The organism is uncultured Maribacter sp., from assembly GCF_947500405.1.
Lineage (GTDB): Bacteria > Bacteroidota > Bacteroidia > Flavobacteriales > Flavobacteriaceae > Maribacter_B.
The window spans coordinates 319,816-341,055 of the sequence record NZ_CANMRY010000001.1 but is presented as its reverse complement, the minus strand read 5'-3'; the positions used below and the strand labels follow the sequence as shown (position 1 = coordinate 341,055).

The 21,240-nt window shown below is 33.4% G+C and carries 14 protein-coding genes; 13 read left to right on the top strand and 1 reads right to left on the bottom strand.

Features of this window, described 5'->3' with window-relative positions; all coding sequences use genetic code 11:
- Positions 1 to 19 precede the first annotated feature (19 nt).
- From Q0945_RS01635 to aldA, 13 genes are all read left to right on the top strand, one after another.
- Positions 20 to 1,354 carry a sulfatase-like hydrolase/transferase gene (locus Q0945_RS01635; RefSeq protein ID WP_299430106.1) on the top strand — a complete coding sequence of 445 codons (1,335 nt, stop codon included), beginning with the start codon at positions 20 to 22 and terminating at the stop codon, positions 1,352 to 1,354.
- A gap of 197 nt (positions 1,355 to 1,551) precedes the next feature.
- Positions 1,552 to 3,477 (top strand): hypothetical protein, encoded by a 1,926-nt coding sequence (locus tag Q0945_RS01630; protein WP_299430104.1) that lies wholly within the window; start codon positions 1,552 to 1,554, stop codon positions 3,475 to 3,477.
- A 22-nt stretch (positions 3,478 to 3,499) separates the two neighbouring features.
- On the top strand, positions 3,500 to 4,996 hold the full coding sequence (locus tag Q0945_RS01625) for a sulfatase (protein WP_299430102.1): 1,497 nt from the start codon (positions 3,500 to 3,502) through the stop codon (positions 4,994 to 4,996).
- A gap of 136 nt (positions 4,997 to 5,132) precedes the next feature.
- The gene (locus Q0945_RS01620; protein ID WP_299430100.1) at positions 5,133 to 6,611 is read left to right on the top strand and encodes a sulfatase; all 1,479 of its coding nucleotides are present in this window, start codon (positions 5,133 to 5,135) and stop codon (positions 6,609 to 6,611) included.
- A gap of 11 nt (positions 6,612 to 6,622) precedes the next feature.
- Complete coding sequence (locus tag Q0945_RS01615; protein ID WP_299430098.1) at positions 6,623 to 8,047, top strand: sulfatase; 1,425 nt, start codon at positions 6,623 to 6,625, stop codon at positions 8,045 to 8,047.
- 15 nt (positions 8,048 to 8,062) lie between these two features.
- On the top strand, positions 8,063 to 8,857 hold the full coding sequence (rhaD, locus tag Q0945_RS01610; protein ID WP_299430096.1) for a rhamnulose-1-phosphate aldolase: 795 nt from the start codon (positions 8,063 to 8,065) through the stop codon (positions 8,855 to 8,857).
- An 86-nt stretch (positions 8,858 to 8,943) separates the two neighbouring features.
- A complete protein-coding gene (locus Q0945_RS01605; protein WP_299430094.1) occupies positions 8,944 to 11,454 on the top strand; it encodes a heparinase II/III family protein in 2,511 nt (836 codons plus the stop codon).
- 271 nt (positions 11,455 to 11,725) lie between these two features.
- Positions 11,726 to 13,831 carry a bifunctional aldolase/short-chain dehydrogenase gene (locus Q0945_RS01600; protein ID WP_299430092.1) on the top strand — a complete coding sequence of 702 codons (2,106 nt, stop codon included), beginning with the start codon at positions 11,726 to 11,728 and terminating at the stop codon, positions 13,829 to 13,831.
- Between the two features lie 95 nt (positions 13,832 to 13,926).
- Positions 13,927 to 15,207, top strand: coding sequence for a sugar isomerase (locus tag Q0945_RS01595; RefSeq protein ID WP_299430090.1), 1,281 nt, complete (start codon positions 13,927 to 13,929; stop codon positions 15,205 to 15,207).
- A 10-nt stretch (positions 15,208 to 15,217) separates the two neighbouring features.
- Positions 15,218 to 16,594 (top strand): FGGY family carbohydrate kinase, encoded by a 1,377-nt coding sequence (locus tag Q0945_RS01590; RefSeq protein ID WP_299430088.1) that lies wholly within the window; start codon positions 15,218 to 15,220, stop codon positions 16,592 to 16,594.
- 73 nt (positions 16,595 to 16,667) lie between these two features.
- Complete coding sequence (locus Q0945_RS01585; protein ID WP_299430086.1) at positions 16,668 to 17,957, top strand: class II aldolase/adducin family protein; 1,290 nt, start codon at positions 16,668 to 16,670, stop codon at positions 17,955 to 17,957.
- A gap of 11 nt (positions 17,958 to 17,968) precedes the next feature.
- Positions 17,969 to 19,117: an alpha-hydroxy acid oxidase gene (locus tag Q0945_RS01580; protein ID WP_299430084.1), complete on the top strand. Its 1,149-nt coding sequence runs from the start codon at positions 17,969 to 17,971 to the stop codon at positions 19,115 to 19,117.
- Positions 19,118 to 19,152: 35 nt separating this feature from the next.
- Positions 19,153 to 20,592, top strand: a complete 1,440-nt coding sequence (aldA, locus tag Q0945_RS01575) for an aldehyde dehydrogenase (RefSeq protein ID WP_299430082.1) — start codon at positions 19,153 to 19,155, stop codon at positions 20,590 to 20,592.
- Positions 20,593 to 20,671: 79 nt separating this feature from the next.
- Here aldA and Q0945_RS01570 read toward each other — a convergent pair whose 3' ends face one another.
- Positions 20,672 to 20,818: a hypothetical protein gene (locus Q0945_RS01570; protein WP_299430080.1), complete on the bottom strand. Its 147-nt coding sequence runs from the start codon at positions 20,816 to 20,818 to the stop codon at positions 20,672 to 20,674.
- Positions 20,819 to 21,240: the final 422 nt, after the last annotated feature.

Here is a 21,240-nt window from a genome sequence, read left to right as displayed (position 1 = left end):
CATAAATCAAATAACAATAATGAAAAAAGTAAAAAACACATGCTTTATCTTTTTAATCACTGTCTTAGTTTTTTCTTGTGGGAATAAAACCAAGAACAGTACAGAAAAAAACATTGAAGTATCTGAATCTACAGAGCAACCACCTAACATTGTATTTATACTTTCCGATGACCAATCTTGGACAGACTATAGTTTTATGGGTGATGAAAACATTGAAACCCCAAGAATAGACAAATTTGCTTCAGAAAGTTTAGCTTTCACACAATCTTATGTGCCAACACCATTGTGTTCGCCTTCTCTAGCAACAATCATTACAGGCTTGTATCCTAAAGACCACGGAATTTTAGGAAATGATAAGGTCTATGATCGTGGTAATATCCGCGGAAAAGAAAGAGCAGAAGCCTATAAGCCTGTTATTTCGGCATTCGAAAAGCAAGCCACACTTCCAGATATGCTAAAGGAAAAAGGGTATCTATCATTTCAAACAGGAAAATGGTGGCATGGTAACCACAAAATAGGTGGTTTTGATTATGGTATGACACATGGAGATCCAACGCGTGGTGGAAGACATGGAGATTATGGATTGGAAATAGGAAGAAAAGGTTTAGATACGATTAATAGCTATGTAAATTTAGCATTAAAAGAAAAGAAACCTTTCTTTTTATGGTATGCACCTTTTTTGCCTCACAGACCTCATAATCCTCCACAACGTTTATTTGAAAAGTATAAAAAGAAAACAGATTCAGAGCATTTAGCAAAGTATTGGGCAATGTGTGAGTGGTTTGATGAAACCTGTGGACAATTATTCGATTTAATTGAAGATAAAGGCTTAACCGAAAACACATTATTTGTTTATGTATGTGATAATGGTTGGGCGCAAAACCCTGAGAAAAGTGGCTATTTAAAACACTCCAAACGCGCACCTTACGATATGGGTATTCGTACACCTATAATGTATAAATGGGCTGGAAAAATAAAACCTGAAATGGATAAAAGTACTATAACGAGTAGTATAGATATGGTGCCTACAGTACTTGATGTTTTAGGAATTGAAAAACCAGAAAACCTTCCAGGCGTAAGTGTTTTAGATAAAAAAACATTAGCTGAGCGTAAAGGTATTTTTGGAGAAGTATATGCACACGATTTTGATACAATTGAAAATAGTATGTTCTACAATATGGCCATTTTTCCGCCGTATAAAATTATCGTACCAGATCCGGTAAGAAAGAAAGATGAAGTAGTGCAATTATTTAATATTGAAAAAGATCCATTTGAGAAAAATAATATTGCAGAAGCAAACCCAGAAATTGTAAAAGACTTAAAAGATAAAATTGCTTCATTTAGAGCTGAATAAATTTAAATGAAGTGATTTAAACTTTTTGTTTTAAGCTGAAAATGAATAAAAATTTGCTCAATTGAGGCTCTTTTTGAAGAGCATAGCCGTAGCTACGGTCAAAAGAAGAAACGAAAAGTGAGTGAATTTGTAACATTTTTTAAGCAAAAGAAAAGGTTTAAATCACTTCAATAACTAAACTAAAAAGACGTATTCAGATGAAGCGAAGAGATTTTATTCAATTGTCAACTATAACTAGTGTTGGACTGTCACTTTCCGCAACTAGTTTATTAAGTTCTTGTACCAAAGCGATAAAAGAATTTCATTCATCTGAATATAGAAAACTAGTTTTTGATTTATTGAAAGATTGGTGTGATGGCATGATAAAAACGCAAATCATAAGATCATCAGACCCTAAAGTCCATGGACTATTTGATTGTCCTGCTTGCGATACCGTACATGCGAGAGTTATGGATGCTGTTTATCCTTTTTTTTACATGGCTAAAGCCACTGGAGAAAAAAAATATCTTGACGCTGGTATTGCAGCTTTTGAATGGGGTGAAAATGTAACTAGAGAAGATGGTGCATGGACCAACGATTTGGATCCAAAATCTTGGGATGGAACCACAGTTTTTGGGGCCATAGCCTTAGCAGAAGCCTTAAAATTTCATGGTGATTTACTAGACGATGAAACTCGAACAAGATGGACTGCACGTTTAGAAAGCGCAACAGCTTTTGTGTATAAAAGATTTACGAAAGTAGATGCTTCTAATATCAATTATGGGGCAACAACTATTTATGCGCTAAATTTAATTGGGAAGTTGTTAAATAAACCTGAGTATTTAAAACGAAGTAAAATACTAGTAGAGCAAGTTAAAAGCTATTTTACAGAACCAAATGCGTTGTTGTTTGGAGAAATTCAAGGAAAAAATAAGAAGGCAAAAAGTGCCAAAGGCTTATATGGAATTGATTTAGGCTATAATATAGAAGAATCTTTAAATAATTTAGTGTTATATGCTCTAGAAGAAAATGATGAGGGACTATTAAAATTATTAAAGAAATCTTTAGATGCGCATTTAGAATTTATTTTACCAGATGGAGGCATAGATAATAGTTTTGGAAACCGTATGTTTAAATGGACCTATTGGGGCAGTAGAACAAGTGACGGTATGCAACCAGCATTTAGTTTTATGGCTAATCATAATCCAGCTTTGGGTACAGCTACCTTTAAAAATATTGAGCTTTTAAAACAATGTACACATAACGGATTGTTACATGGTGGACCACATTATGTGTCTCATGGCATAAAACCTTGTGTACATCATACGTTTGCGCATGCAAAACCATTGGCTACTTTGCTAGACCATTGGGAGTATTTGCCGAAAATAGATACATCTACACCATTACCAAGAACTATAGCTAATGGCGAAACCTATTTTAAAGAATTAGATGTATCATTATTTGCCAAAGGCGATTGGAGAGGCACTGTATCTGCTTATGATTCTATCTATAGTCAAAGAAATGATGTAAGACAAGCTACAGGAGCTTCACTTGGAGTATTGTTTCATAATAAGGTAGGTTTACTATGTACGGCCAGCGTAGCAATTTATAAAATGTTAGAAGCCTATAATCAGCAGCCACAACCAGGAGAAGATTTTGCCTTAACTCCAAGAATTGAAACGTATAAGGATAAGGTTTGGTACAGTAATTTGTTCGATTTAGAGGCAACATTTAGTTCTAAAGATGATGATGATAAAATTGAATATGAATCTAATGTTCAGCTAAAAAATGAAGCAAAGGAGCCAGTTTCAAGTACAGCATCAGATTTTATAGTAAACTATATATGTTCCGAAGAAACGTTAGAAATTATTGCAGCTACAAATCAAGATATTAAAACTGCAACATCTTTTGTGTTACCTATCGTTTCTCCAACAGGGGAAAAAGCAACACAAGTATCAGAAAATGAAATTACCATAGCAAAACCAAAAGGAACTGTAAAGGTAAGTGCTAGTGTACCACTTAAAATAAAAGACATGCCAAAAAGTAGAATCTTTAATATGGTTCCTGGAGTTGAAGTACTGCCTTTGACTGTAGAATTTAGGAAAGATAATACGCCTCTAGAAATAAAAATACAAGTGATATAAAAAATCAAATAAAATAATAACCATGAAAAAACTAGTTTACTTCGTAGCTATTTTTAGTTTGTTAATAAGTTCTTGTAAAGATAAATCTTCTCAAAATCAAGCAAGCTCAGTTGAAAAAACAAAACCCAACGTATTGTTTATTGCAGTAGACGATTTAAACAATATGATTGGCCCCATAGATAACTTTTCAAATGTAAAAACACCAAATTTTGATAGGTTAGCAAAAATGGGAGTAACATTTACAAATGCGCACGTTCAAGCGCCACTTTGTGGCCCATCTAGAGCATCAATTATGACAGGTTTAAGGCCATCAACCACTGGTGTTTATGGAATGGCGCCCGATAATGAAGTACGTCGAGATGGTAATCCAGCAACAAAAGATATTACCTTTCTTCCAGAATATTTTAAGAATAACGGCTATCACACTATGGGTATAGGTAAGTTGTTTCACATTCATGCTCCAGACAATCTTTTTGATGAATCTGGAGGACGTGTTAAAGGCTTTGGCCCTTATCCTAAAGAACGTTTTGTTTGGGATGGTTTTGGAAAAGGAATTAGAGGAACACATGGACGAACAAGCACCGATTGGGGAGCGTTTCCAGAGCAAGATTCATTGATGCCCGACCATCAATCTGTAAATTGGGTTGCAGAACGTTTACAAAGAGATTATGACAAGCCATTTTTTATGGGACTTGGTTTTTTACGTGTGCATGTACCATTGTATGTACCACAAAAGTGGTTCGATTTATATCCTTTAGAAGATATTCAAACACCACCATATAAAGCTGATGATTTGACAGATATTCCTAATGTTGGTTTACAAATTAACGATTTACCAATGATGCCAACAACACAGTGGGCTCAAAAAACAGACAATTGGAAAAAAATTGTACAAGCTTATTTAGCTTGTGTCAGTTTTGTAGATAATGAGTTAGGTCGTGTTTTAGATGCTTTAGAAAGTAGTAAATATGCTGACAATACAGTAATTGTATTATGGTCTGATCACGGGTATCGTTTAGGCGAAAAAGAAACGTTTGCCAAGCACGGACTTTGGGAAACCGCTACAAAAGCCCCTTTACTATTTGCAGGTCCTAGTTTGCCAAAAGGGAAAAAGATTAATGCACCTGTAGAGATGCTATCTATTTACCCAACGCTTTTAGAATTAAGTGGACTTCCTGCTTACAGTAGAAATGAGGGAAAAAGCTTAGTGTCTATGATGACAAATGAGGAAGGTATTAATGATTCTTATGCCTTAACAACCTACGGAATGAACAATCATGCCGTAAGAACTAACCAGTTTAGATATATTCAATATGAAGATGGTACGCAAGAATTGTACGATCACAGTAATGACCCCAATGAGTGGACAAACGTAGCTGGTAACCCAGAGCACAAGGCAACTATGGAAGAGTTAAAGAAATTATTACCCATTACAAATGTAAAGTGGGATGAAGCGTCTAAATATACATTTCAACCTTATTTTGTAGAGCAAAAAGCAAGAACAAGTACGGAGAAATAAATTAATGAAAGCTTCCCTTGTTTTTATAGTAATAGTTAGTTTTATTATATTAATTGATTAAGAAGGTAAAGTAAAATCCGTTTCATAGGATGAAAAAAAAGTAACCAAAAATGAAATCATATTATAGAAAATAAAAATGTATAGAAATCTTATTATATTATTTGGAGCATTTGCATTCAGTTTTTTTGGATGTAAAACGTCCCAAACCTCAAAGAAAACTAATGACTTTAAAAATACCAAAATAGATATTAGTCAACCCAATATTATTTTTTATTTGGCAGACGACCAAGACATATATGACTATGGTTGTTACGGAAACGAAAAAGTAAACACGTCAGCTGTAGATCGCTTGGCAAAAGAGGGAATGCTGTTTACAAATGCTTTTACAGCTCAGGCTATTTGTGCACCAAGTAGGTCGCAATTATTTACTGGGAAATACCCAGTTAAGAATGGCTGTTTTGCTAATCACACGGCTACTAGACCAACGATTGAAAGTGTCACTTCAAAAATGAAGAAGCTGGGTTACGAAGTGGTGCTTGCAGGAAAAAGTCACGTAAAACCATCTAGTGTTTACCAGTGGGATAAAGAATGGCAACCCGTTCCTAAAGAAAATGTGCCTAGAGATTATATACCTTTAGATAGTATTGAAGCCTATTTTAAAACGACAACCAAACCGTTTTGCATGTTTATTACATCTAAATACCCACACGGTAAGTATTTTGATGTTGAGAACCCCAAAGCCGAAGATGTCAAGTTTTATCCTTTTGATAACCATAAAAAAGATGATGTGAACTACCTAAAATCTAGAGCAGGATATTATAGAAGTATAGAAGAAGATAACATACAAATAGAGGAAGTGTTAAAGTTTGTAGATGCTCATTTAGACGAAAATACGTTGTTTATTTACAGTGCAGACCATGGTGTCTCAGGAAAGTTTACAGTAAAAGATATCGGATTAAAAGTACCTTTTGTAGTACGTTGGCCTAAAGTTATCAAGCCAAACTCAAAGTCAAATCAGTTGATACATTATACAGATGTTCTACCGACATTTATGGAAATTGCAGGAGGTAAATCAACTGAAGATATGGATGGTAGTAGTTTTTTACCTTTATTAGAAGGTAAAAATGTTGAAATCAACCAATATGTTTATGGAGTTAGAACAAATCAAAATATTTTAAACTCTGAAGTTTTCCCATCAAGAATGATTCGTAATAAACGTTATAAATATATCAGAAACTTTAATGCTTTAGAAGTTGTAGAGCAAAATTTAACAGGAAAACCTAATGTAGATTATTTTTTAAAGAGGGGAGCAAATGCATTTAAGGATGAGCCTTTTGAAGAATTATATGATTTACAAAACGACCCATTTGAACAACATAATTTAGCTAAAACCTCTGAGCTTGAATCTATAAAAGAAAGCTTAAGAGAAGCGATGTTTAGCTGGATGAAATCTCAAGGAGATATTTTAGACGAATCTATTGGAAATATGCCAATTATTACCCCAAAAGGAAAAAAAGGATTTAAGCTAGATCAAGATACACCACGTCGAAACATTCCTGATTCTATTAAAAACACACTTAATAAAGACGATTATATAATAATTAACCACTGGTAAAACCCTTTAAAATGAATAAAATTCTAATATATGTATTAGGTTTATCTTTATTTTTTTTGTCTTGTAAAGAGAAGAAAGTAGATACAACAACTCAACAAAAAAAGCCTACCAATATTTTATTTATAGCCGTAGATGATTTAAGACCTGAACTTAATTTTTATGGTGCCAATCATATAAATTCTCCAAACTTAGATAAATTAGCTAGTGAAAGTTTGGTGTTTAATAGAGCGTATTGTAATATTCCTGTATGCGGAGCTTCTAGAGCTAGTTTATTAACTGGAATGAGACCTACAAGGCATCGTTTTATAAACTACATGACTAGAGCAGATGTTGACGTTTCTGAAGCAATTTCCCTACCAAACTTGTTAAAACAAAATGGATATACAACTATTTCTAATGGAAAAATTTACCATAATAATGAAGATGATGGTATAGCTTGGAATAGCAGATGGTTTCCAGAAGGTAATATTCGTAACTATCAAATTGAAAAGAATGTTATAGAAAATGAAGGGTCCGGTCAAGCTCAAGGGGGTGCAATTTCGCATGAAATGGCTCAAGTTCATGATACCGCTTACTTTGATGGTAAAATTGCTCAAAAGGGTATAGCAGATTTACGAATGCTAAAGAATAAAAAAGAACCATTTTTTCTAGCACTAGGCTTTATGAAACCCCATTTGCCATTTAATGCACCAAAAGAATATTGGGATTTATATGATAGAAGTAAAATTGAATTACCTGAAAGCTATACTCAGCCTAAAAGTACACCCCAAAAGGCATTTCATAATTTTGGCGAATTGCGTCAGTATAATAATATTCCCAAAAAAGGAGATGTTCCAGAGCCATTGGCAAAAGAACTCATTCATGGGTATTATGCTTGTGTGAGTTATGTTGATGCCCAAATAGGTTTAGTTTTAGACGAATTGAAACGATTAGAATTGGATGAAGACACCATTGTTATTTTATGGGGAGATCATGGATGGAATTTAGGAGATCATAAATTATGGTGTAAGCACGTTACTTTTGAAACAGCGTTAAACACACCATTAATGATAAAAGTACCAGGGAAAACTCAAGGTACAAAAACGGATGCTATTACCGAGTTTATTGATATTTACCCTAGTTTAACTGAATTAGTTGGGGTAGAAGCGCCAAATACAGTTGAAGGCCAAAGTTTTGTGCCAATTTTGGATGGTAAAACGCAAGAGAAAGACTGGGCGGTAAGTAAGTTTAAAGATGCCGTAACTTTAATTAAAGGCGATTTGTTTTATACGGAATGGACTAAAGATGATGGGGTTGCCTATGCGCGTATGCTATTTAATCATAAAACAGACCCTTTAGAGCTAGATAACCTAGCAGAAAAACCAGAATATCAAGATACGGTTGGGGAACTCGCTAAAGAATTGCGAGTTAAATGGGGAAAAGATTTTCTTAAATAACTTTGAGGAACAATTATGCAGTCTATAAAATTACCACTAAAGGTTGAGAATGAATTAAAAAAAGTATCAAAAGTCGCAGGATATTTATGGCAACGTGAATGGGCAGAACGAAATGCAGGTAATATATCCATGAATGTAACCTCATTTTTTATAAAAGAAGACCTTCAAGGTATAGGAGAAGAAATTCCATTTAACTTTCCAAAAGGAATGGGAGGATTCGTAATATATATAACAGGTACAGGGTGTTATTTAAGAGATTTAGTTGATAAAATTGAAACCGTTTCTTGTATTCTTCGGATAAACGAACAATCAAATGCGTACGCTATAATTTGGGGTGGTAAACGAGATGGTTTCGCACCTACATGCGAGTTGATTTCACATGCAAGCATTCATCTTTTTAATTCAATTAATCAACCAGAAAACTTAGCAGTTGTTCATACACATCCACTGGAACTAATATGTTTGAGTCATCATGAATTATTTGATAATGAAGAAGAGCTAAATAGACAAGTATGGATGATGTGTCCTGAGGTTAAGGTGTTTGTTCCAAAAGGTATTCATTGCACTCCCTATGCTTTATCCAGCACTAAAGATTTAGCTAAAGTTACTATTGAAGCTTTTAAAAAAAGAAATGTATCTTTATGGGAAAAGCATGGTGCTACAGCAACAGCACCAGATGTTGAAAAAGCATGGGATTTTTTAGATGTAGCGAATAAAGGCGCCAAACTTTTAATGATGTGTTGGTCTGCAGGTTATAAACCCAAAGGGCTTTCTAATGAGCAATTAAAAGAATTAGAGCAATTTATATAATTTGTCTTCGCAAAAATAATAGTGTAATTTTCTAGCAACTAAATTTTAATAAAAAAAGTAGAATTTTAGAATAAACGTAAATGTATATGAGAAAATTAAAATATAAGATTTCAAATTATAAATACGTTATGTTTTTCTTTATTTTTTTAGCTCAAACAATGGGGTATACCCAAGCCTTAGAACGCCCATTTATATTAGTAAAATCTAGTGAGCGCAATCAAATCCTTGAAAAAATAGATATACAACCTTGGGCTAAAGAAATTTATGAAAGCATAAAATTAAGAGCCAATTATCAGGTTGGGCAATTTTATAAAGATCCAGCTACATATATTAAAAAGTTGCCTTTTAATTGGTCTAAAAAAAAGAACAACGGTTTCCCGCCTTTTTTTAAAACAACGCATATAAGAAATGGCGTTCAAGAAAACTTAGATAATGCTACAGATGAAGACTGGAAACCTGCTGAACTTTTGATAGAGCATTTGCAAGTTGCTCTAGATTGTGGGGAGATGTATTATTTAACCCAAGATGAAAAATATGCCTACGTAGCAAGCACTATTCTATACTCATTTTTAAAATCGGTACAGCAATCTAAAGTGTCCAATTGGCATGGTAGAGGCGGTTGGTTGTTTCCGTATGATGGGTTTCGAGAAGTACGTGTCATAGGTTATAGACTTCCGTTAATCTATGATTTTATTCATCCATATCTAAGAAAACAAGGAAAAGCTTTTGATATCATTCAAAACAAAAAAGTAAATTTTCCTTTTGAAGAAGCGCAAAATGTGTTTAAAGCCTATGCAAATATCACGGTAAATTATGGGCAAAATGGTTCTAACCATTGTGCATTAGAAGCGCCCAGTTTGGTGTTTAATGCTTTAGCTATGGATGATGAAACTGAGCGAGAAAAATGGTTGTCTTATTTTTTAACAGAGAGTACAGAGAACCAAGATGCATTAAATATTATGGTTAAAAACTATAAAAATGAAGGTGATATCTGGCCAGAAACCTCTCAGTATTTAAATCATACGACATCAATTTTAGCAAGATTAATGTTGGTTGTTAATAAATACAATCCATCGTTGAAATTGGGAGAAAAATATCCAAACGTTTTACATGCCCTACCACGATTAGACTATTTTGTATATCCTAATAATGAAATTGTACGCTGGGGTGATGGACATAGGTATGCGCATGTACCTTATGTAGCATACGAAAATGCGTATGCTTTAGCTAAAATGGATGGGTTAACTGCAATTCAAGATAAGTTTGCACCACTTATTAATAGGGCAATTGGTAAAGGGAAATATAAGCGAGAAGGCGCTGAAGCTTTATTTTGGTATAATAATAGTTTTGATAATGAATCTACAACTATAGACTTATCAAGGACAGATAGAGTCTATCACGCAGGTATTGTTTTACAACGTAATTTAAGTAGCGCAGATAATCCAAAAGATGGTTTAATGTGTTTTGTTGGTGGTGCGCACATGGTGCATGGGCATGCTGAAGGTATGAATATAGAGTTGTATGGTGAAGGACAAGTTCTAGGTGTAGATAATGGCAGAAATCGTTACGGTGTAGATCTTCATGAAAACTATTCTAGAATTTTCGCAGCGCACAATACTGTTATTGTAAATGGGAGTTCTCAAGGTGAAGGCGGCTGGGTTAATTTAGGTACCAATAAAGTTCAGCTTATTTCAATGGAGCCCGAAGTTGGTGTCGATGGTGTCTCTCCATATCATTCGTTTAGTCAAACCAGTTTTGAAGATGATAGAGGAAATAAAGCAGAAGCTACCCAAGAGCGTACTTTGGCTTTGGTTAGAACCTCGCCAACTACAGGATATTATGTGGATGTATTTCGTTCTAAATCTAAATTACCTAATGAATATCACGATTATTTATATCACAATATAGGTGATAAGCTAGTTTTTGAAAATTCAGATATGGATTTTAAAACAACACCTGAGAGATATATGGCAAATGCAAATAATGTATGGAAACGCAATAAACAATATAAAAATCCTGGTTGGCATTTTTTCAAGAATGTAAAAACTTCAAAAACTTATGAAAAAGATGTTAAAGCAACATTTCATACGAAAAGATTGAGTAAAGGGGATATTTTTATGCAATTATATATACCTAGTTTTGAAAACAGAACGTTTACCAAAGTAAAAGCACCTACCACCTTTGAGGCTCCTAAACCATATGATAATTTACCAACACCAACCTTAGTTATTCGAAATGAGGGTGAAGCTTGGAAAAATCCGTTTGTAGTAGTTTACGAACCCTTTAATGAGAAAGAACAACCAACAATACAGTCGGTTTTTAAACTTGAACAAAATGGAGTTTATAAGGGGCTAAAGATTATAAGCAAGACTCCTTCAAAAAAAGTACATCAGTATATCATAACACAATCTAAAAACCAGGTTTTTATAGATAAAGCTCTAGGTATTTATTTTAAAGGCACTTTTGCAATAATCACTTTAGATGAAGATGAGGTGCTACAAAGTATTTACATTGGAGAAGGAGACGAATTAAAGTTTAAAAAAGAGGAGATAATATTAAATTTATCTAAAACTATATATAAGGTTTATAACAACTAATACTCAAATAATTTATATGTTAAGACTTATATTTAGATAATAAGTTATTAAACAATATTAGTGTTCAAGATTAATTAATCTGTTGTAGTAATTTTTAGTGTTATATGACAAATTTTAAATAGGCATTTATATTCTATAATTGCAGTTTTAAAATAGGTTTTCATGATATACTTTTTGTTTAAACAAAAAAGTATATCATACCGTACAATACAGGATACAAAAGTTTATTAGTGGATGTAAATTTGGTATATTATTCATTTCAAAACCTAACATGAAAGAAATTGTTAAGAATTTTAAATACGTAGATTATTTATGGGACGAAAAAAAAGCAGCATCATTTGGTGATAACCAAGTAGATTTGTTTTTATATCGTTCTAATATTTTAGGAGCAGATTTAAGAATAACTAACTACGGTGGTGGTAACACTAGTTGCAGGACTACAGAGAAAGATCCTCTTACTAACGAAGAGGTAGAAGTAATGTGGATAAAAGGTTCTGGTGGTGATATCGGAACTCTGAATAGGGCAGGTATTGCAGGTATCTATACTAAGAGGTTACGCGATTTAAAAAATGTGTACGGAGGTATAGAGGATGAGGATAGAATGGTTGGATTGTTTAATCATTGTATTTATGATTTAGATAGTAAAGCGCCTTCTATTGATACTCCTTTACATGGCTTATTGCCATTTGCGCATATAGATCACTTGCATCCAGATGCTTTAATTGCGGTTGCAGCAGCAAAAGATAGTGAAAAAGTGACTAAAGAGATTTGGGGAGATACAATGGGTTGGGTGCCTTGGCAACGTCCAGGTTTTGATTTAGGCCTTCAAATAGAAAAATGTTTAGCAGATAATCCAGGGATTAGAGGAATCGTTTTGGGTTCTCATGGTTTATTTACTTGGGGAGACACTTCTTATGAATGTTATATGAATAGTTTAGAAGTTATTGAAATGGCTTCTGAATTTATTGAAACAAAAATAAAAGAAAAAGGTAGTGTTTTTGGTGGTCAGAAAATAGAGAGCTTACCAAAAGAGGAGCGTTTAGGGAAAGCTGCTCAAATAATGCCTTTATTAAGAGGTTTGTGTTCTTCTGAAAACAGAATGATAGGTCATTTTTCTGATACAGATGTTGTAATGGAGTATATTAATAGTAATGATTTAGAAAGATTAGCTCCTATGGGAACTTCTTGCCCAGATCATTTCTTAAGAACAAAAATTCAACCTTTAGTTTTAACTTTAGATAAAAATGAAGATTTATCAGATGCTGATGCAGTCTTTAAAAAGTTAGAGCCAGCTTTTGAGGCATACCGTCAAGAGTATGCAGATTATTATAATACATGTAAAAAAGATAATAGCCCGGCAATGCGTGATGCTAATCCGGTGATTATTATTTATCCTGGAGTTGGTATGTTTAGTTTTGCGAAAAACAAGCAAACAACAAGAGTTGCTAACGAATTTTATATTAATGCAATTAATGTAATGCGTGGCGCAGAGGCAATTACAGAGTATACTTCTTTGCCAAGACAAGAAGCTTTTGATATTGAGTACTGGTTGTTAGAAGAAGCAAAGTTGCAGCGTATGCCAAAGGAGCAGCCATTATCTCGTAAAGTAGCTTTGGTTACTGGAGCAGGGGGTGGAATTGGAAAAGCTATTGCAGATAAATTAGCAGCTGAGGGTGCTAATGTTGTTTTGACAGATATTAATGAGCAAAGTTTGATAGAGGCTCATGCTACTTATAAAAGAGATGTATCTGCGTATGCTATTTGTGATGTAACAAGTACTGAGTCTATTGCAGCTGCTTATGATAAAGCGTGTATTGAATTTGGTGGTGTGGATATTATTGTGCACAGTGCAGGTTTAGCAATTTCTAAGCCTTTGTTAGATACAACAGATAAAGATTGGAATATTTTACAAAGTATTTTAGTGAAAGGTCAGTTTGATTTAGCAAAACAATTTTCAGCAATAACGCGTAAGCAAGGTTTAGGTGGGGATTATATTGCTATTGCAAGTAAAAACGGATTAGTAGCTGGTCCAAATAATGTAGCTTATGGTACTGCAAAAGCAGCGCAACAACATATGGTTCGTTTATTAGCTGCGGAATTAGCAAAAGATAAAGTAAGAGTAAATACAGTAAACCCTGATGGTGTTATTGTTGGAAGTAAAATTTGGGAAGGAGCTTGGGCAGAAGGTAGAGCAAAAGCAAACGGAATTACTGTTGAAGAATTGCCAGCGTTTTATGCAAAAAGAAATTTATTAAATGAGATTATTACTCCAGATGATATTGCGAATGGAGTGTTTTCTTTAGTGGGAATACTTGATAAATCTACAGGAAACATAATTAATGTTGATGGTGGTATGGCAAACGCATTTGTAAGATAAGTACATAATTCAAACTATTTTGTAAAAGAATACTTCCAGAAACATTCAAAAATGTTGTTGGAAGTATCTTTTTATTTTTAAGAAGTCAATAAAACATGAAAATAAATCAAGAGCAAGTATCAGAGTCAAATAAATCAGGTCTAGAAAATCATAAAGATAGTTTTGATTTTTTAGCAAATAAATTAACAAAGCAAGGTAAAGATGTTGATGCCATAGTATCAAATTTAGCAGATTTTCAAGTAGCAATACCTAGTTGGGCATTAGGTGCAGGAGGAACTCGTTTTGGACGTTTTTCCTTTTATGGTGAGCCTTCTAGTCTTGAACAAAAAATAGAAGATATAGGTGTTTTGCATAGTTTAACACAAACTGCAGGTGCTGTATCCTTACATATTCCATGGGATATCCCTTCAGATTATGCTGCAATAAAAGAACAAGCTGATGCTTTAAATATTAAATTTGATGCCGTAAACTCTAATACGTTTCAAGATCAAAAAAATGCTTCAGAGACATATAAGTATGGATCTTTAAGTAATACAAGTAAAGCGGTTAGAGAGCAAGCTATACAGCATAACTTAGACGTTATAAAGATTGGAGATAAATTAGGGTCTAAAGCTTTAACTGTATGGTTAGCTGATGGTTCTTGTTTTCCAGGGCAAAATAACTTTCAAACTGCATTTCAAAACACGCAAGATAGCTTAATAGATATTTACAAAGGTTTACCAGATGATTGGAAAATGTTAGTAGAATATAAGCCTTATGAACCTAATTTTTATAGTACAGTAATTCAAGATTGGGGAGCTTCTTTAATGTTAGCCAACGGATGTGGAGACAAAGCATATACTTTAGTAGATTTAGGACACCATTTACCAAATAGTAATATAGAGCAAATTGTATCTATTTTACAGTTAAAAGGTAAATTAGGAGGTTTTCATTTTAATGATAGTAAATATGGAGATGATGATTTAACAGTTGGTAGTATTAAACCTTATGCATTATTCTTAATATTTAATGAATTGGTTTATGGTATGCAAAATAATCCTCAGAATCCAGATTTAGCTTGGATGATTGATGCAAGTCATAACGTAAAAGATCCGTTAGAGGATTTAATACAGTCTTTAGAAGCAATTCAAGAAGCATATGCTAAAGCTATGCTAATTGATCAAAACTTATTAAAAGAAGCACAGTTAGATAACGACGTTGTAAAATGTCAAGAGATTTTACAAGGGGCTTATAGAACAGATGTTAGACCACTATTGGAGAAAGCACGTTTAAATACAGGAGGTGTTATAAATCCTATAAGTGCTTACAGAAATTTAGGTGTAAGAGAAGCGCTTATAAAAGAAAGAGGTAAAAATACTGTTGCTACAGGGCTTTAATTTTTGTAGTATGAAACAAAAAGTAACCGCTGTTTTTGATATAGGTAAAACGAATAAAAAGTTTTTCTTATTTAATAAGGATTTTAAGCAAGTACATAAGGAATATATTTCTTTTGATGAGATTGAGGATGAAGATGGCCACCCAACAGAAAATATATATGCTTTACAAAGTTGGTTAAAAGAGGTTTTTAATAGAATATTGACTGCAGAGCAGTTTGATGTAAAAGCTATAAATTTTTCAACTTATGGAGCAAGTTTTGTGCATATAGACGAAAATGGTAAACCAGTTACACCACTTTATAATTATACTAAGCCATTACCAGAAGAAATAATTACGTCTTTTTTTGAAGAATATGGTCCTAAAGACGAATTTCTAAAAAAAACAGGGTGTGCAGATTTAAGTATGTTAAATTCTGGATTGCAGTTATATTGGTTAAAAAAAACTAAACCAGAAGTATTTAAAAAAATTAAATACTCAATGCATTTACCACAATACTTAAGTTACGTTTTTACAGGTATTCCTTTAAGTGAATATACAAGTATTGGATGTCATACAGCACTATGGGACTATGCAAAGAAAGACTACCACAGTTGGGTTTATAAAGCAGGATTTGATGTGATTTTACCCCCAATAGTTTCGACAGAGACAAGTATTAACATGAATTATAATGGTAATCGAATTAAGATAGGTGTAGGCATTCACGATAGTTCAGCTGCGTTATTACCGTATGTTAGAAGTATTAAAAAGAAATTTATACTTATATCTACGGGTACATGGAGTATTGCTTTTAATCCATTTACGGAAAAACCAATTTCTGAGGATACTGATGATAAGGATGCTATTAATTATATGCGAATTAATGGAAAGCCTGTAAAAGCATCTCGTTTGTTTTTAGGTAATGAATATAAATTGCAAGTTGAGAAGTTAAATGAGCGTTTTGGAGTAAATGATGATTATCATCGTAATGTTAAATTTAATTATGATACATATTTTGAAATAACAAAAGATTTTAAGCATTGTTTTAAGTGGGAAGGTTTGATAGATGAAGATATGCCTAATAAAACAGAAATGTCGTATGATAAATATGAACACGCTTATCATCAGTTAATGACAGAATTAGTTTTACTTCAAATTAAATGTATTAAAAAGGCAATAGGGAATGATGATATTTCTAGGCTTTATGTAGATGGGGGATTTAGTGATAATGATTTGTATATTAAGCTATTATCTCACTATTTTAGAAATAAAAAATTACGAACAACAACGGCGTCTTTAGGGTCAGCTCTTGGAGCAGCTATTTCTATTTCGGATACAAAATTAAACTCTAAATTTTTGAGAAAGAATTATGCACTTAAAAAGCATGTACCGTTCATAATTAGTGGGTAATTTTAAATGAAAATATACTGATAATATAAAGAAATAGTTCGCCCGAATTATTTCATCAACAAACTATTTTAGAATGTCTAAAAACATAAATTTAATACATCCAAGGGATCAGATTACAGAAATTATTAGTCGAATATATAAAAGGGGAATGACTACAACTTCTGGCGGAAATATCTCTATAATGGATGGTAATCAAGATATTTGGGTAACACCGTCAGCAGTAGATAAGGGTTCTTTAGTAGCTGCGGATATTATTTGCGTTAAGAAAGATGGAACTGTTATAGGTAAGCACAAACCATCTTCTGAATTTCCTTTTCATAAAGCTATATATGAAGCAAGACCAGATATTAAATCTGTAATTCATGCGCACCCTCCGGCATTAGTTTCCTTTAGTATAGTTCGTCAAATTCCCAATACAAATATTATTTCACAAGCAAAGCATATTTGTGGACCTATAGGATACGCAAAATATAGACTGCCCGGTAGTGAAGATTTGGGAGATGTCATTGCTGATGAATTCAAAAAAGGGTACAAAGCTGTTATTATGGAAAATCATGGTACTGTTTTAGGAGGAAGTGATTTAACTGATGCCTATGAACGATTTGAAGCTTTAGAGTTTTGCGCCAGTACTATCTTATATGGCTCGCAAATAGGAACACCAAATTATTTAACCGATGAGCAAATCGAAGAGTTTGAAGCGCAAGCTACAGGTGTTTTGCCAGAAATGGAAACTACCCAATACCCTTCAGATGAAGTTGAAAAACGTTTGGAGATTTGTGAAATTGTACAACGTTCGTGTGAGCAAGGGCTAATGATAAGTTCTTACGGAACGGTTTCGATGCGTTGGAAAGATGACGATTTTTTAATTACACCAACTGGTGCTAATCGTTGGGATTTGGGTATAGATGATATTGTTCAGATTAAAGATGGAAAACGTGAAGCTGGAAAAACGCCTAGTAGAGCCTCTTGGATTCATCAAGAAATTTATAACCGTAATCCAGAGGTGAATTCCATTATTATGACTCAATCACCTTATCTAATGGCGTTTGGCGTTACAAATAGTTATTTAAATGTAAGAACAATTCCAGAAAGTTGGATCTTTTTGCAAGACATTAACGCTGTAAAGTATGGTGATCATTTCAGAAAAAATAATAATTCTGAAATTGTTGATAACTGTGCTACGGCTTTGATTATTGAAAATGATTCCGTTCTCATTACCGGAGATAAACTACTTCAAACATTCGATTATTTGGAGGTTGCAGAATTTAGCGCAAAATCAATTGTATTAGGGCATTCCCTAGGAGAAATGGTTCCAATAAATGATGAACAAGTAGAAGATTTAAGAAAAAAGTTTTTATCATAATATAAAATATAATGGCATTAAAGTTTGATACCCGATATCCATCTATTGATGATTTGAGAACTAAAGCTCAAAAGAAGATTCCAAAGTTTGCTTTTGAATATCTAGATGGTGGCTGTAATGAAGATGTTAATTTAATAAGAAATACTTCTGAGCTTAGAGAAGTACAACTAAAGCCCAATTACCTTCGTAAACATCATGGGTCTTCTCAAAAGACTAAGTTGTTTGGAATTGAATATGATGCACCTTTTGGTATCGCACCTGTAGGGTTGCAAGGTTTAATGTGGCCTAATTCACCAGAGATTTTGGCTAAAGCAGCTTTTGAACATAATATCCCGTTTATTTTAAGTACGGTGACAACTACTAGTATCGAACGTGCTAGTGAACTTACTGAAGGTAAAGCTTGGTTTCAGTTGTATCATCCTTCTGAAGATAGTTTACGAGATGATATCATTAAGCGTGCTGAAGCTGCAGAATGTCCTGTTTTAGTTATTCTTTGCGATGTGCCAACTTTTGGTTTTAGACCTAGAGATATAAGAAATGGTTTGGCAATGCCACCAAAAATGAATCTAGCAAATATTTTAGAAGGTTTCACGCATCCACATTGGAGTTTACAAACATTAAAACATGGTATTCCTAATTTTGCAACCTTAAAACCGTATATGCCTAAAAATTTGGATTTAAAGCAATTAGGTAAATTTATGGATCAAACTTTTAGTGGTAGATTAAATGAGGAAAAAATAAAGCCTATCCGAGATATGTGGAAAGGTAAACTGGTTCTAAAAGGTGTAGCATCAGAGTATGATACTGAAGAAGCAATCCGATTAGGGTTGGATGGTATTATTGTTTCTAATCATGGAGGACGTCAATTAGATGCTGGACAATCTACAGTAAAGCCTTTATCAACTATTGCAGAAAAATATGGAGATAAGATAGAGGTGATGATGGATAGTGGTGTTCGCTCAGGGCCAGATGTAGCTAGAGCCATGGCAAGTGGTGCTAAGTTTACTTTTATGGGACGATCTTTTATGTACGGCGTGTCAGCATTGGGTAAAAAAGGAGGTAATCACACTATTTCTTTACTAAAAACAGAACTACAACAAGTTATGGAACAACTATGTTGTGAGAATACCAGTGATTTCCCTAATCACTTAATAAAATAAATTCTATAAGTATACAAAAATATACAATTAACATTATGAAACATTACAAGCAATTTATTAATGGACAATTTATAGACTCTAAAGCCACTTCGGTTATTGAGATTTTAAATCCCTGTACAGAAGAAGTTATTAGCACTATATCTACCGGAACCGTAGAAGACGCTAATAATGCTCTGGAAGCTGCACAAGCATCACAACCAGCATGGGAGGCTTTACCAGCAATTCAAAGAGCTGCATATTTGCATAAAATGGCTGATGTTATTAGAGAAAATAGAATTTTTCTAGCTGAAACATTATCTAGAGAACAAGCTAAAGTTATTGGTTTGGCGCAAGTTGAAATAGATGTAACGGCTGATTATTTTGACTATAATGCGGGTTGGGCTAGACGTATAGAAGGAGAGATTATTCAAAGTGATAGAGAAAAAGAGCATATTTATTTACATAAGGTGCCAATTGGTGTTGCAGTGGGTATTTGTCCTTGGAATTTCCCATTTTTTGTGATGGCACGTAAAGTTGCGGCATCATTAATTACAGGAAATACTTGTGTTATTAAACCAAGTTCTGAAGCGCCAAATACTATTATGGAATTTGCTGATTTCATTCAAAAAATAGAATTACCAGCAGGAGTTTTAAATTTTGTTTGTGGAGCAGGTAGAACAGTAGGTAACGCATTGTCTAAAAGCCCTATTACAGGTATTATTAGTTTAACTGGTAGTGTTGGTGCGGGACAAAAAGTAATTAGTGCTGCTGCTGAAAATATTACAAAAGTTTCTTTAGAATTAGGAGGAAAGGCACCTGCAATTGTTTGTGCAGATGCTAATATGGATTTGGCTATAAATTCTGTAGTATCTTCTAAAGTTATTTTTAGTGGACAAGTATGTAACTGTGCAGAACGTGTGTATGTTGAAGATAGTATTTACGATGAATTTGTAGATAAGCTTACTAAAAAGATGAGCGAAGTAACTATTGAAGATGCTTTAACAGGAACTAATGCAGATATGAGTAGCTTGGTATCTAAAGACCAATTAGATAAGATTACTGAAATGGTAGAGTTTGCTAAAAAAGAAGGAGCAGAAGTGCTTGTTGGTGGTGGACAGCCAGATAAATTTGATAGAGGCTATTTTTATGAGCCAACAGTAATCACAGGTTGTAGTCAAGATAGTCAAATCATCCAAGAAGAAGTTTTTGGACCAGTGTTGCCAGTAATGAAGTTTAATACTTTAGATGAGGCTATTGCTATGTCTAATGATACAGAGTTTGGTTTAACTTCGTCAATATTTTCTGAAAACTTCAATAATATCATGAAAGCTACAAATGGTCTTCATTTTGGTGAAACTTATGTAAATAGAGAGCATTTTGAAGCTATTCAAGGATTTCATGCTGGATGGAAAAAGTCTGGTGTAGGAGGAGCAGATGGAAAATATGGTATGGAAGAATATTTACATACAAAAGTAGTTTACGCCAAATACTATTAAGAAGTAGTACTTAATACATAAAAAAGCTCAGCTATATTTTTTAATAGCTGAGCTTTTTTTTTTTTAGATATAAGAGCAGTTACTTAATTTTATTTGAAAATTTAAGCATCCAATCAATACATTCAATGTGGCTAAACAGCATTTTGTTTCCTTGAGGATGATTGGCACCAGGAAAAGCAACATACTTTACATTTTTATTACCAGCAGCTTTTAAAAGGTCGGTCATTTTTTTACTGATGCTACGTTATTGCCATCTTCACCACCTACCATACCAATACAGGAAAATTAGCTAGTTTCGCAAAATTATCATGTTCCGAACACCATATAGTACTTAGGTGCTGCAGCTGCAAAACATTCTGGATATTGCTGTATTCAATCCCAAGAACCTTGGCCTACCATGCTATATTCATCTCATAAATACGACTTTAATCTATTTCAAAATAGGTCTTAAATTTATGGTACAACATAATGTTTAGTGTATAGGAATCCCATTTATTAAATGCGTTTGTGTAAACTTATGAGAAGTGGCGGTTTACTTTTCGTTTTTTTTTTTTTTTGGAAAGCTATAAAAGCAGTCTTTTTAACTTGCCAATTTCGGTTGTAAGTCTTCAAGTCAATTTAAAAGTTTTATTTTCACGATTTTGAAAG

Bases quoted from the DNA above. Each gene is read 5' to 3' on its own strand.
- Q0945_RS01635 (WP_299430106.1), top strand. From the start codon at position 20: ATGAAAAAAGTAAAAAACACATGCTTTATCTTTTTAATCACTGTCTTA.
- Q0945_RS01630 (WP_299430104.1), top strand. From the start codon at position 1,552: ATGAAGCGAAGAGATTTTATTCAATTGTCAACTATAACTAGTGTTGGA.
- Q0945_RS01625 (WP_299430102.1), top strand. From the start codon at position 3,500: ATGAAAAAACTAGTTTACTTCGTAGCTATTTTTAGTTTGTTAATAAGT.
- Q0945_RS01620 (WP_299430100.1), top strand. From the start codon at position 5,133: ATGTATAGAAATCTTATTATATTATTTGGAGCATTTGCATTCAGTTTT.
- Q0945_RS01615 (WP_299430098.1), top strand. From the start codon at position 6,623: ATGAATAAAATTCTAATATATGTATTAGGTTTATCTTTATTTTTTTTG.
- rhaD (WP_299430096.1), top strand. From the start codon at position 8,063: ATGCAGTCTATAAAATTACCACTAAAGGTTGAGAATGAATTAAAAAAA.
- Q0945_RS01605 (WP_299430094.1), top strand. From the start codon at position 8,944: ATGAGAAAATTAAAATATAAGATTTCAAATTATAAATACGTTATGTTT.
- Q0945_RS01600 (WP_299430092.1), top strand. From the start codon at position 11,726: ATGAAAGAAATTGTTAAGAATTTTAAATACGTAGATTATTTATGGGAC.
- Q0945_RS01595 (WP_299430090.1), top strand. From the start codon at position 13,927: ATGAAAATAAATCAAGAGCAAGTATCAGAGTCAAATAAATCAGGTCTA.
- Q0945_RS01590 (WP_299430088.1), top strand. From the start codon at position 15,218: ATGAAACAAAAAGTAACCGCTGTTTTTGATATAGGTAAAACGAATAAA.
- Q0945_RS01585 (WP_299430086.1), top strand. From the start codon at position 16,668: ATGTCTAAAAACATAAATTTAATACATCCAAGGGATCAGATTACAGAA.
- Q0945_RS01580 (WP_299430084.1), top strand. From the start codon at position 17,969: ATGGCATTAAAGTTTGATACCCGATATCCATCTATTGATGATTTGAGA.
- aldA (WP_299430082.1), top strand. From the start codon at position 19,153: ATGAAACATTACAAGCAATTTATTAATGGACAATTTATAGACTCTAAA.
- Q0945_RS01570 (WP_299430080.1), bottom strand. From the start codon at position 20,818: ATGACCGACCTTTTAAAAGCTGCTGGTAATAAAAATGTAAAGTATGTT.